Here is a 12698-nt window from a genome sequence, read left to right as displayed (position 1 = left end):
TATCAAGGCGGGGTGTTGTAGTCGAGCACGGTCTGCGGGTTGATCTCGCCGTCATAGGACGCGTCGACATCGTATTGCACCAGCGAGAAATTGCCGTTGCGAAACAGATAGGTGCTCGCCGATGAGGCATCGCCGACGCCGCGCCATTTGTTCATGGACGAAATCGTCTTGGTGGCGTCGTCATAGCCGGAATTGACCAGCTGGTCGTCGGTCTGGAAGCCGATGATGTTGATCGACTCGACCTTGCCTTCGCTGTTGTTGTTCTCATAACGGATATCGAGTTCCGGCGAAGCGAACTGCAGCTGCCTGACGCCCGATACGTCGTCGGTGATGTAGTAGACGGCACTCTCATTGTAGGCCGCCATCGAGCAGAAGAAGCGGAACAGCCGCGTCTCGCGTTCGGGTTCGTCGGCAGCGGCATTCGCATCCTTGTAATGGAGCGAGTGGACTTCCGGCTCGCCCACTGGCTTGCCGTCAGGCGTTTCCTTGTCGCACTGGTCGCTATAAGTGGCGGCGAAAGCCTTCCTGGCCTGCTCCAGCGCCGCGTCCTTTTTCGGCGGCGGCGGACCGTCGCCGCAGCTTTCCGGCACGGCATTCTCGAAATCGACTGTTGCCGGCTTCAGCGCACCCTTGTCGATGAAGATCGGGGTGAACGGCGGTTCCTGGATCGAGGCATTGACCTGGCGCAGCGTGTAGCAGCCGGCGAAGACCGTCTGCTTGCCACCCTTGTCGGTCGCGCGGATGGCGACTGGAACATTGTAGTAGATGCTGCCGGCCGCGCCATCTTCGGACACGGCGCCGGTCTGGACCTCGACCTTGTCGGTGCCGTCATAGCCCTTGACGAATGTGTCGAAATCCTTGGCCGGCTTGGTGTCGCCGAAATAGCCCCAGGCGCGCGCGAATTCATGCCGGCTGATGGCGCTGTAGAGCGAGCGGACGACCGCTTCGGCTGTGGACCGGTCGTCGGTATAGGGCGCTTCGGCGGCGAGCACTGGCTGGCCGGCGACGGCAAGGGAGAAGAAAGCGGTTGCTGCAACAAAGGCGCTTCTCATCGGGAATCTCCACCTGATGGAGAGATTCTATCATAATGATTGCGGCGGCGAGGTGACGCTTGAAGAATCGCCGGGGAAGGCGCTACCTCCCGCCGCCGGCGTTCCGCCGGACAGGAGAAACTCACGTGACCATATCGATGTACGAGGCATCCGTGCCGGTGTTTACGGCCAGGTTGAAAGCATTGTCCGACATACTGTCGGCGGCCGAACAGAATGCACATGACCGCAAGATCGATCCGCAGGTGTTTTTGACCTCGAGGCTTGCGCCCGACATGTTCGCCCTGACCAGGCAGGTGCAGATTGCCACCGATCATGCCAAGGGCGCGCCGTCACGGCTTGCCGGTCGCGAAGTGCCGAAATACGAGGACGATGAGGCGAGCTTTGCCGATTTGCAGGCGCGCATTGCCAAGACCCTGGATCTGTTGGCGACGTTCTCGGCTGCCGATTTCGAAGGCTCGGACAGCAAGATGATCGAATTGAAGCTTGGCCAGCGCGAAATCTCGATGGCCGGCATGCAATATCTGCTGCATCTGGCCATGCCCAACTTCTATTTCCACGTGACCACCGCCTACGGCATCCTGCGCCACAATGGCGTGCCGCTGAGCAAGGCGATCTTTTTGGGATCACGCTGAGACTTTCAGGTTTCCCGGTCCCGCGGGAAACCTGAGGCTACCAGATATTCAGCGCAGGGACATCTCGCGGGCGATACGCGGGAAGTCGGCCGGCTTGACGCCAATGTCGGCGCGGTCGGCATTGCTCATCGCGTTCAGCAGGGCAAGTGCCGCGCGATAGCGCAGATGCTCCTGCGGACGCGGCCGGGCGAACATTTCAGTGAAGAACCCCATGAATCATGGCCCCTTGTTGATCCTCCACGGCCCTCAATATAGGCAAATCATGACAATTGTGCAGTGCAGCATTTGCATGGCAGCCATGCCGCATCGATTTTTTTGATCACAATCGACGTGTCCGTTGAAACTTCTGGCGCGGTCGAACGTACGTATAGTGCCGGCTTAGGGCCGGTTTTCCTCGCCATTCCTGGCGAACTTCCGGACTGCACGAAAATGCAGTCCGGCTTTTTGTATCAGCGCAACGAGATCAATGGCGGCGGGCTTGGAGACGAGCGGTGCCTTCCTGTATGTTGCAGCTTCATCCCCGCGCAGCCGCGCAAATTTCCCGCCGGAGAAAAATTCCATGGATAAACGCCGCCTCGGTCGGACCGATCTTCTTGTTTCCCAGATATGTCTTGGGTCGATGACCTGGGGCCAGCAGAACACCGAGGCTGATGGCCACGCCCAGATGGACCTGGCCTTTTCGCGCGGCGTCAATTTCATCGATACGGCCGAGCTCTATCCGATCCCGCCCAAGGCCGAGACGCAAGGCCGGACCGAGAAGATCATCGGCAGTTGGATGAAGGCCAGAGGCAACCGCGACCAGGTGATCCTGGCCTCAAAAGTGGTCGGCCGCACCGCCAATGCATGGTTTCGCGGCGACCGCCCGTCGAAGCTGGTGCGCGCCGACATCTTCGATGCCGTCGAAAAGTCGCTGGCCAAGCTCGGTACCGACTATATCGATCTTTATCAGATCCATTGGCCAGAACGCGATATACCCTGGGGCGCCAACCCGAACCGCATCGGCGCCGTGCCACGGCGGGCCGACACTGTCGGCGCGCCGGTCGACGAGACGCCGATAGCCGAGACGCTCGCCGTCTTCGACGAGCTGGTGAAGGCAGGAAAAATCCGCCATTTCGGCCTGTCGAACGAGAGTTCCTGGGGTGTCATGCGCTTCATCGCCGAGGCCGACAAAGGCATCGGGCCGCGCGTGGTCTCGGTGCAGAACGCTTACAATCTCGTCAACCGCGGCTTCGAGGTGAACCTCGCCGAGGTCTGCGAGCGCGAGCAGATCTCGCTGCTTCCGTATTCGCCGCTGGCGCAGGGCTATTTGACCGGCAAATACGACCATGGGGCGCGGCCGCAGGGCTCGCGCTCGCAGCTCTTCAACCGCGGCCAGCGCTATGAGACGCCGAATGCCGCGGCAGTGCTGCTCGAATACAACGAGTTGGCGCGCTCCTTTGGCATGGAGCCGGCGCTGTTCGCCAATGCCTTTGTAGCGAGCCGGCCCTTCGTCACCTCGAACATCGTCGGCGCAACCGCCATCTGGCAGCTCGAAATGGCGCTGTCGTCGGTCGACGTGACCTGGACCGAGGAGATGCAGAAGGCGGTCGATGCCATCCACCAGCGCGTCGGCAACCCATGTCCCTAATGTGGTGGGGCGAAATTATCCAGCAATAACAAACGGAAGGCGGCAGAAATGAATTTTCCGATCGAGGCCGTGCGGGAACGATTTCCGGCGCTATCCCTGACCGACAAGGGCCGCCGTCGCATCTATCTCGACAACCCCGCCGGCACGCAGGTGCCGCGGACTGTTGCCGATGCGGTCGCGCGCTGTTTTTTGACCACCAACGCCAATCTCGGCGGGTTCTTCGAGACCACGGTGGCGGCGCAAGAAGTTGTCGACGCCGCCCATGCGGCCATGGCCGATTTTCTCGGCGCCGCGAGCCCTGAGGAAATCATCATCGGCGCCAACATGACGACGCTGACCTACCACATGTCGCGCACGCTCGGCCGCACGATGAAACCGGGCGACGAGATCATCCTCACCCGCATGGACCATGAGGGCAATGTCTCGCCCTGGCTGCAACTGGCCGAAGACCTTGGCCTCGCCGTGCGCTGGCTGCCTTTTGGCGAGCAGAGCTGGCAGGTCGAGGAGGCGGCGCTTGCCGGGCTGATCACCAACAGGACACGGCTCGTCGCCCTGAACTACGCCAGCAACCTCACCGGTTCGATCAACCGCGTGAAAGCCTTGACCCGCATCGCAAAACAAGCCGGCGCCCTGGTCTATGTCGACGCCGTGCAGTTCGCGCCGCACGGCCTGATCGACGTCAGGGATATCGACTGCGATTTCCTGATCTGCTCGGCCTATAAGTTCTTCGGCCCGCACATGGGCATTCTGTGGGGGCGCCGTGCGGTCATCGAGGCGCTGCAGCCGTACAAATGCCGCTGCTCGTCCAACGGTCTGCCGGAGCGGTTCGAACTCGGCACGCCGCAGATCGAATTGATGGCCGGCCTCTCGGCGGCTGTCGATTATTTTGCCGAACTGGGCGCTGCGGCGGGCGAGGGCGGGTCGCGACGACGCAAGATTGCCAGGGCATTCGAGCTATCCATCGCCTATGAGAATCCGCTGGCGCAAAGGCTGATCGACGGTCTGTCCGACATTTCAGGCTTGACCATCCACGGCATCACCGATCCGGCCCGCCTCGGAGAACGCGTGCCGACGGTGTCCTTCACCGTCGACGGCATGGACCCGGAGACGATCGCGCGGCAGATGAACGCCGAAAACATCTTCCTGTGGTCCGGCCACAACTATGCCTGGGAGATCGTCCACCAACTCGGCATTCCCGCCGAACAGGGCGTCGTGCGCATCGGCATTGCGCACTACAACACGGCGGCCGAAATTGACGAGACGCTGGAAAGCGTGCATCGCGTGATCGCCATGCTGAGGCAACAGCGATCCTAAGCGGCACGAAAACTACTTGCCGCCGAACCCGGTGAGGAACGCTGTGAGATTGTCGCCGAGTTCATCGCAGAGATAGCCGCCTTCCTGGACGATGACCGTCGGCAGGCCGAGCCCGGCAATGGCCTCGCCGATGCGCGAGAAGCCCGGTGTCGTCACCGACAGCCCACCGAACGGATCGCCTTCGAAGGCATCGAGCCCCAGCGCCACCACCAGCGCTTCCGGCGCAAAGGCGCGGATGCGCTGGAACGCCATATCAAGCGCTGCGAGAAACGCCGCATCGCCGGATTTGCGCTGTAACGGCAGATTGAGATTATAGCCGAGGCCGGCACCTTCACCGCGCTCGTCGGCATAGCCCCAGAAGAACGGATAGAAGCGCACCGGGTCGGCATGCAGCGAGATCGTCAGCACGTCTGGTCTTGTATAGAAAATGCCCTGCGTGCCATTGCCGTGATGCAGGTCGACATCGAGGATCGCCACCCGCACCGCTTGTTTGCGCAAGGTCTGTGCCGCCACCGCCGAATTGTTGACGAAGCAGAAGCCGCCGGCGACATCGGCAAAAGCGTGATGGCCGGGCGGACGGCAGAGCGCATAGGCTGAAGGCGCGCCTGCCATCACCGCCTCGGCGGCCTCAGCAGCGCTCCAGGCGCTCCATAGCGCGCTCTGCCATGTCTCGCTGGAGATCGGGCAAGCGGTGTCGGCCATATGGTAGCCGGCCTGGCCGACCGCCGAAGCCGGATAGGAGCCGCCGCGCGCGATCGGGTGGATGTTGGGGATGACTTCAGCCGAGGCGCCCTCGATGCGTTGCCAGCGGGTGTAGATATGCTCGAGGAAATCAAGATATTCGGGCGTGTGCACCGCAGCGATCGGGCCTAGTCCATGATCCCTAGGCCGCTTGATCGTGCAGCCGGCGGCCCTGGCTCCAGCCAACAATCGCTCGACGCGTTCGGGTTTCTCAGGGTTGGGCTGTGGTGCGCCACTTGAGAGGAAGGCCTTGGGGGCGTGGCGTTTCTGCTCCTCGGCATGGAAGGCTTTCACTCTCGCTCTCCATCGTCCGATGCATCGGCGAAGGCGAAGAAGGCATCGCCGACGATCTTCTGCACCTGCTCGTAGCTCGACCAGACAATGCCAAGCCTTTCGTAAAAGGCCTTGGCGGTTTCATTGTCGGTATCGACGGACAGCCGAAGATAGACGCCGCCGTCCTTCCGACATTCTCGCGCGACCTGGCGCAGCAGGCGCTCGCCGATCCTGCGGCCGCGAAAACGGTCGTCGACATAGAGGTCCTGCACGTAGACGCCGGGCCGCCCCATCCAGGTCGAGAAGATCGGGAAATGCAGGCAAAGGCCGGCGAATTCGCCGCCCACTTCCGCGATCAGGGTGGAGAAGGCGCGTTTTTCGCCAAAGCCGTAGCGGCGCAGATCGTCAGGCGTCGAGGTGATCTCCTCCGGCGCACCGATATGGACGCCAAGCCGCAGGATGGCGGCATGGATCGTCTCGACGTCCTCGACGGTACCGGGTCGGATGAGGACCTTGGGCGAGGGAGCCGTCACTGGAAGCTCAGCGCCAAGGCACCCCCCTCTGTCCTGCCGGACATCTCCCCCTCAAGGGGGGAGATCAGATGTCGCTTCGGCATTCGCCAAACTTCAACGTTGAAGAAAGGGAGCGGTCGGCGAAGCTGCCGATCTCCCCCCTTGAGGGGGAGATGGCCGGCAGGCCAGAGGGGGGTGCGACCGGTCGCCATGTCCGCCCTCAACCCTCGACCGGCAAATCAAGCTCGCTTGCCAGCACTTCCAGCGACTCGCCGATGATGGCGACGATTTCGCCGATCTGCTCGGCGGTGACGATCATCGGCGGCGCGACCATGAAATTGTCGCCGTCGACGCCGCCCTTGACCCGCCTGCCATAGATGATCAGGCCGCGCTCATAGGCGAGGTCGAGCAGTCGTTGCGTGGCCTTCTTCGCCGGCGCGATCGGCCGCAGCGTATCGGGATCGGCGACCATCTCGGCGCCCAAAAGCAGGCCCTTGCCGCGCACGTCGGCGATAAAGGGGAAGCGTTTGGCCAGTGCTTTCAACTCGCTGATCAGCAGCTCGCCCATGGCGGCCGCATTGGCGATCAGGTCGAGCCGGTCCATTTCGCTGAGCACAGCGAGGCCGGCAGCACAGGCCAGCGGATTGCCGGCATAGGTGTGGCCATGCTGGAATCCGCCGGAGGCGAGCAGCGGCTCGACCAGCCGCATCGGTGCCGCCAGCGCGCCGAGCGGCGCATAGCCAGAACCCAGCCCCTTCGACAGCGCAACGATATCCGGCTTGCAGTTCCAGTGGTCGCCGCCGAGGAACTTGCCGGTGCGCCCGGCGCCGCTCATCACTTCGTCATGGATGAGCAGGATGCCATGGCGATCGCAGATCTCGCGGATGCGCGGATAGTAGCTGTCGGGCGCCACAAGGGCTGCGGTTGCCGCACCGCCGACCGGCTCCATGATGAAGGCGAGCACGCTTTCCGGGCCTTCGGCGAGGATTTTCTCCTCCAGCATGTCGGCATAACGGATGCCGCGCTGCTCCATCGAAAGGTTGTCACGGTCGCGCCAGGCAGTTGGCGCCGGCACCGTCGGCATCACCTGCATCAATGGCGTGAAGGTTTCGGCCAGGGCATCGTCGCCGGTGACGGCTAGCGAACCGAGCGTGCCGCCATGATAGGACGGAAAGCGCGTGATCACCTTCCAGCGCTTGGGTTGGCCGGTAGCGACCGCCCATTGCCGGGCCAGCTTGATGCAGGCTTCCGTAGCCTCCGAGCCGCCCGAGACGAAGAAGATCCGGTCCATGCCTTCGGGCAGCTTACCGGCCAGTTCGCGTGCAAGCTCTTCGGCTGGTTCGTTCTCGAAATGCAGGCGATAGGCGAAGGTGGCGCGATCCATCTGCCGCTTCATGGCGTCGAGCACATTGCGGTTGGAGTGGCCGATATTGGCGACCATCGGCCCGCTCGATCCGTCGATGAAACGGCGGCCGTCCTGTGTCCAGATGTAGATGCCCTCGGCGCGGTCGACCAGCGCCCGGCGCAGGCTGGACAAATAGAACAGGTGCGATGGCGAACGGGCCGAGATATCTGGCGCTGAGGTCTGGGATTTCGGCATGTCAGGACTTTCCGAGATAGCGGTCGAGAACATTTTTCGTCACGCGCTCGACCATCGCATCCTGCCTTAGCAGGCCGGCGACCCATTCGCAGCTTCCGGCGTGGAAAACCTCGCCCTTGCCGCGCGCGAAATTGACGATCATGCCGTTGCCGCGCTTGACCTTGTCGAGATTGGCGTCGCTAGCCTCACCGAACAGCGTCTCCGCGGTGAAGCGGCCGTCCTCGTCGCCGAGAAACTGGTCCTTGAGCGGGATGTCGGCGCTTTCCTCGACCTGGCTCGCCATGCCGACGGCAAGCACTTGCAGGCCGTCAGGCGCGCCGCTTGTGGCTGTCGGATAGGGCAGGCCGCCGCGAATTTCGAAATCGAGCCCGTCGACCTCGTAACCATAGACATGGCTGTCGGCGCCGAGCAGGTCGCCATAGTAGATGCCGGTGCCAGCGAAGGCCCAGTGCTCGGGACGATAGACCGGGAAGCCACGCACGCCGCGTGGCGCGCAGCCGCCCCAGCCGGCATAGACGCCCCTGGTCGCATTGAGCCCGAAGGTCGCCGAACCCGGCCGGCCGATCTCCGGCGCTTCCCAGGAATTGGTGGCGCGGGTGACGTCGCCGCCGCGATAGGCCGGGTCCTCGGCGCGGGCGCGGTATTTGTAGCAGACCTGACGGCGGCCCTCGTCCTCCAGCCTGGTCTGCCACATGAAATTGCCGGCAAAGCGCGCCGCATGGCCACCACGCTCGACATAGGCGTCGACCGCGTCGCGCATCTCCCAGGTCCAGTATTCGTCATGGCCGACGAAGACGACGCAGTCGTAGCCATCGAGGATTTCTGGCGAAAAATGCAATTCGTGCTGGCTGGCGAGATCGACGGCATAGCCCGAGCGCTCGGCAAAGCGGAAGAAATGGCTGTCATAGCTCGCCCAGCCGGAGGAGGCGTATTTCTTCGAATGGCCGGTGGCGAAGGCCCATTCCATATGCGGATAGCGCGGCACGGTCCTGGGCGGCACAGCAACCTCGAGCGGCACGCGCGGCGCGCCCTTGGGCAGCACGACGAAGCCGCGGCACCATGGCCGCTGCGTCGACACCATGCGCGCATACTGGTCGCGGCCTGCGCCGGTGATGCCTTCATAATGATTGGAGCCACCCCAGGTGTTGTAGGCAAGCCATGTACCTGTCGCCGCGACCTGCAGCACGCGGCCGGGCTTTTGGCCGAGCTGCGGAGCGACGATGAAAAGATGGTGGCAGTGGATCGGCTGGCCGTCGCGTCCATCGGCCGTCAGCGTGACGCGATAGGCACCGGACGGCCAGTCGTCGCCGATCCCGAATTCGAACGATGCTTCCCAGCCGCAACCTTCGACCGAGCATTGGTCCGGCGCGTCCTGCCAGTGCGCTGCGATGCCGGCTTTCTCGAACAGCTTGGTCTCACTGCCGCCGTCACGGATAATGGCGATGCCAAAGATTGGGGCCGTCGAGCTGACATGCAGCGCCACCGTTTCGCCCGCGCGGTATGAGAAGCGGTCTGTGTAACACCAGATCTCGCCGCGCTCGCCATCCATGCCCGGCCGCTCCCAGTAGTGGGTGCGCACCGCCTGCCGGCGTTGCTCCGGCGTCAGTCCGAAATCGGGAAATTCGGTTGGCAGATGGGTCATGAACACCGCGAAAGTGGCAGGCCGCCATTTCGGCCATCCGCCAGCCGGGCGTCAAATGGAAACGATCGGGCCAGCATTCGGCCGCATCGCTCTTGGCCCCGTTCGTCAAACGGACTATCTCAGGGAGCAGCGGCAATCTCTGCCGCGGGAGACGTCATGCTGCGAGTGCAAAAGGTCAGGGTGAACGACATCTATGTGCCGACGGCGCGCAAGAAGACGCTGCATCCCGAAACCGTCCGGCATCTGGCCGAGGACATTCTGGAGAACGGCATGAAGACGCCCATCCAGGTCCGCCACGACGGCAAGCGCCATATCCTTGTCGAGGGCCTGCACCGGCTGGAAGCGGCGAAGTGGCTCGGCGAGACCGAGATCGACGCCTACCTCGTCCAGGCCAAGCGCCACTGAGACCCGTTTGGAAATTCTACTTTGGCGGCCATCTGATGGCGTTTTCTGCGCTTCCGGTGCACACGGACCCAAACGTCCGCTGCGCTCCGGTTCTCGAAACCACCACCATATGACTCGCCAGAACGAATTTCGAAACGGTCTCTAAGCTGAAATTTTTTCGCGAACCGTGTCGGCCAGCGCTTTGCCCGTCCGTCTTTCAAGCGGAACCGAAAGCAAGCGGCCTGAACGGCCATGACCGGAGATTGCAATGTCCAGATCGATGTTTTTCGCCATCCTCGCCTCGGCCGCGGCGCTCTTCGCCGCGCCGGGCGCCACCACCGCGCAGGAGACTAAACCCGCCATGACCACCGAGACGAACGCAATGCCCAAGCCGGAAAAGTCCGGCCTGCTGCCGATCGACGGCCTGGATTATTATTACGCCGTCTATGGCAAAGGCGAGCCGCTGCTTCTGTTGCATGGCGGGCTCGGCACATCGGACATGTTCGCGCCGCTCCTGCCCAAGCTCGCCGAGAACCGCACGATCATCGCGGTCGACCTGCAGGGGCATGGCCGCACCGCGCTAGGCGAACGTCCGTTCACCCTGGAGGCGATGGGCGACGACATGGCCGCTATCGTCAAGGCGCTCGGCTACGATCATGTCGACGTCATGGGCTATTCCCTGGGCGGCGGCGTCGCCTTCCGCATGGCCGTCCAGCATCCAGAAGCGGTGCGCCGGCTGGTTCTTGTCTCGACCGGCTATGCCGCCGACGGTTTCTATGCCGAGATGCGCGGCCAGCAGGCGCAGGTCAGCGCCGCCGCGGCCGATTTCATGAAGGATACGCCGATGTACAAATCCTATGTTGCGGTGGCGCCGCGCCCGCAGGATTTCCCGAAACTGCTCGACACGCTCGGCAACTTCATGCGCAACGACTATGATTATTCGGCCGACGTCGCCAAGCTGAAGATGCCGGTGATGCTGGCCTATGGCGACGGCGACATGTACCGGCCCGAGCACGAGATCAAGTTCTACCAGATGCTCGGCGGCGGGTTGAAGGACGCCGGCTGGATGCGCGAGAACCTGTCGCAGAACCGGCTGGCCATCCTGCCCAACCGCACCCACTACGACGTCTTCTTCGCCCCTGAACTGACAGCGGCAGCGCTGCCTTTCCTCAATGGCGAGACCAGGGTGAAGAGCTGGGACGAAGTCGTCAGCGAAACGAAATAACCGTCTGACATCTGCCTGCCGGCCGTCCCGGAGATGGCCGGCAGTTTTCGTGGCGCCTGCCGATCTTCTTCAGCAAGCCTTGGCGCGGCGCGGCTCTCTCAGATGTTTGATCCCCGCCATCTCGACGAAATTCGTCGCCGACTCCCAGAGATAGTCGCCATAGAGAAACGGCTCGAAGGGTTCAGCACCGGCAAGCGGCAGCGGCGCGATCTCGGCGTCGACGCGCGGCTCGTAGAAGAACGGGATCGAATATCGTGCGGTTTTCGGCGCGATCACCCGGTGCCGGGTCGCCCTGACCCGACCGCCTGTCCAGCGCTCCAGCAACTGGCCGAAATTGACCGCCAGCGTGCCGTTGGCCGGCGGCACGTCGATCCATTCGCCCGCCAGGTTTTTCGCTTGCAATCCCTCGACGCCGTCCTGCGCCAGCAGCGTGACGAAACCGGAATCGGCATGTTCGCGCCCGATGATGCTGCGCGTCTCGCCCTTGTGGACCACAGAAAACTCCGGCCCGCTGGTGTCGATGCCGGCATTCGCCTCGCGCAGGGGATAGCGGATCAGCCGCAAGGTCGAAATACCGCCGTGGAAATCGGCGTCGAAGATCGTTTCCGGCAGGCCGAGCCCGCGCGCGATCGAGCGCATCAGCGCGTTGCCCACCGCTTCCATGGCCCGGTAATAGCTCGCGGCCGCATCGCGCCAGCCGGGCAATGCTTCCTCGGCGGGTAGGGGCGTCCGCTCGCGCAGGGGATCGTCCGATTGGGGATCGTCGGCAGCCTGCCGATGCGCAAGGTCCGGCCCCATGTCGATGCCTTCCTTGTACGAGACGGCGGTGGGCTGCAGCGGGAACCAGCCGCGATAGACGTTCTTTTTCGTGCGGTCGAAATTCCAGCGCAGCAATTTCTGCTTCTCGGCATCGGGCAGGGCAAAGATGCGCAGCAGCTCCGCCCGCTTTTCGGGCGTCAGCCATGCATCGCCGGGAAAATCCTTGATTGCCATGAAGCCGATGCCCGAGGCGGCGGCCAGAATCCTGGCGTCGGTATGGTCGCGGACGGGCGAGGGCGGCTCGAACAGAGCCGCAATCCCGATGGTTTCGATATCCATGGCCTCTCTCCCAATCTGCCGACGTAAGCAGGCGCAATGGCCGGCATCCTGTCAATCCCGTGTCGTTGGGCCAAAACGGCTCGCGGTTGCATCACGGCGATAGATGGAGCCATCAGGGCTTTTCAATTGACCGGGCCATGCCCGTCGCTACCTTGCCCGCGAGTTTCCAGGCAATGGATCAGGGCGATGGCGAGATATCAGGGCGGATGCCTGTGCGGCGCGGTGCGCTACCGCGCCGAGGCCGCGCCGATCAATGAGCGCGTCTGCCATTGCGGTCTCTGCCAGAAGGCGATCGGAGCCGCCTTCAACGCACGCATCCTGTTCCGCATTGACGATGTGACGGTCGAGGGACCGGTGGCGACAGTGAATTCCTCGCCCGATCTCAAGCGCGGCTTCTGCGCGGGCTGCGGCACGACGATGTTTTCCCGGCGCGATTCAGCCGGCATCATCGGCATTACCACAGGCTCGCTCGACGATCCGTCTCTGTTCAGGCCGCAGATGCATATGTGGACCGCTTCGAAACAGCCCTGGGTGCGGCTCGATGACGGCCTGCCGCAATATGAAGGCGCGCCGCCGCCCGCTTGATCGTCTTCCTCCC

At 63.2% G+C, this 12698-nt stretch carries 14 protein-coding genes; 6 read left to right on the top strand and 8 right to left on the bottom strand.

The annotated features are described in order from the left end of the window. Positions 1-2: 2 nt before the first annotated feature. Complete coding sequence (locus AC0L2H_RS19375) at positions 3-1052, bottom strand: DUF1176 domain-containing protein (protein WP_473591714.1); 1050 nt, start codon at positions 1050-1052, stop codon at positions 3-5. Between the two features lie 125 nt (positions 1053-1177). Between AC0L2H_RS19375 and AC0L2H_RS19370 the strand changes: the two genes are divergently transcribed. Continuing rightward, positions 1178-1684: a DUF1993 domain-containing protein gene (locus tag AC0L2H_RS19370; RefSeq protein ID WP_473591713.1), complete on the top strand. Its 507-nt coding sequence runs from the start codon at positions 1178-1180 to the stop codon at positions 1682-1684. A gap of 48 nt (positions 1685-1732) precedes the next feature. Here AC0L2H_RS19370 and AC0L2H_RS19365 read toward each other — a convergent pair whose 3' ends face one another. Together AC0L2H_RS19365 and AC0L2H_RS19360 are read right to left on the bottom strand one after the other, a co-directional pair. Then, entirely contained in the window at positions 1733-1897 is a 165-nt protein-coding gene (locus AC0L2H_RS19365; protein ID WP_097575216.1) for a DUF1127 domain-containing protein, read from the bottom strand. Between the two features lie 165 nt (positions 1898-2062). Beyond that, the gene (locus AC0L2H_RS19360) at positions 2063-2245 is read right to left on the bottom strand and encodes a hypothetical protein (RefSeq protein ID WP_473591712.1); all 183 of its coding nucleotides are present in this window, start codon (positions 2243-2245) and stop codon (positions 2063-2065) included. Here AC0L2H_RS19360 and AC0L2H_RS19355 point away from each other — a divergent pair. Continuing rightward, on the top strand, positions 2244-3311 hold the full coding sequence (locus tag AC0L2H_RS19355; RefSeq protein ID WP_473591711.1) for an aldo/keto reductase: 1068 nt from the start codon (positions 2244-2246) through the stop codon (positions 3309-3311). The two genes, AC0L2H_RS19360 and AC0L2H_RS19355, sit on opposite strands and share 2 nt — an antisense overlap. A 48-nt stretch (positions 3312-3359) precedes the next feature. Next, entirely contained in the window at positions 3360-4625 is a 1266-nt protein-coding gene (locus tag AC0L2H_RS19350; RefSeq protein WP_473591710.1) for a cysteine desulfurase-like protein, read from the top strand. A gap of 12 nt (positions 4626-4637) precedes the next feature. Here AC0L2H_RS19350 and AC0L2H_RS19345 read toward each other — a convergent pair whose 3' ends face one another. From AC0L2H_RS19345 to AC0L2H_RS19330, 4 genes are all read right to left on the bottom strand, one after another. Beyond that, entirely contained in the window at positions 4638-5660 is a 1023-nt protein-coding gene (locus AC0L2H_RS19345; protein WP_473591709.1) for a histone deacetylase family protein, read from the bottom strand. After that, positions 5657-6172, bottom strand: a complete 516-nt coding sequence (locus AC0L2H_RS19340) for a GNAT family N-acetyltransferase (RefSeq protein WP_473591708.1) — start codon at positions 6170-6172, stop codon at positions 5657-5659. Before AC0L2H_RS19340 ends, AC0L2H_RS19345 begins: the two co-directional genes overlap by 4 nt. 199 nt (positions 6173-6371) lie before the next feature. Then, positions 6372-7751, bottom strand: a complete 1380-nt coding sequence (locus tag AC0L2H_RS19335) for an aminotransferase family protein (RefSeq protein ID WP_473591707.1) — start codon at positions 7749-7751, stop codon at positions 6372-6374. Between the two features lies 1 nt (position 7752). Further along, complete coding sequence (locus AC0L2H_RS19330; RefSeq protein WP_473591706.1) at positions 7753-9393, bottom strand: N,N-dimethylformamidase beta subunit family domain-containing protein; 1641 nt, start codon at positions 9391-9393, stop codon at positions 7753-7755. Positions 9394-9549: 156 nt separating this feature from the next. On the opposite strand from AC0L2H_RS19330, the gene AC0L2H_RS19325 reads away from it, so the two are divergent. Both AC0L2H_RS19325 and AC0L2H_RS19320 read left to right on the top strand, forming a co-directional pair. Next, positions 9550-9798 (top strand): ParB N-terminal domain-containing protein, encoded by a 249-nt coding sequence (locus tag AC0L2H_RS19325; protein ID WP_352481155.1) that lies wholly within the window; start codon positions 9550-9552, stop codon positions 9796-9798. 247 nt (positions 9799-10045) lie between these two features. Further along, complete coding sequence (locus AC0L2H_RS19320) at positions 10046-11002, top strand: alpha/beta fold hydrolase (RefSeq protein ID WP_473591705.1); 957 nt, start codon at positions 10046-10048, stop codon at positions 11000-11002. Positions 11003-11071: 69 nt separating this feature from the next. Here the strand turns inward: AC0L2H_RS19320 and AC0L2H_RS19315 are convergent, their stop codons facing one another. Then, positions 11072-12100 carry an isopenicillin N synthase family dioxygenase gene (locus tag AC0L2H_RS19315; RefSeq protein ID WP_473591704.1) on the bottom strand — a complete coding sequence of 343 codons (1029 nt, stop codon included), beginning with the start codon at positions 12098-12100 and terminating at the stop codon, positions 11072-11074. 186 nt (positions 12101-12286) lie between these two features. On the opposite strand from AC0L2H_RS19315, the gene AC0L2H_RS19310 reads away from it, so the two are divergent. Then, positions 12287-12685 (top strand): GFA family protein, encoded by a 399-nt coding sequence (locus AC0L2H_RS19310; protein WP_473591703.1) that lies wholly within the window; start codon positions 12287-12289, stop codon positions 12683-12685. Positions 12686-12698 lie beyond the last annotated feature (13 nt).

The sequence above is a fragment of the Mesorhizobium sp. WSM4871 genome, from assembly GCF_055811295.1.
This window is presented reverse-complemented; position numbering and strand designations above follow the sequence as displayed.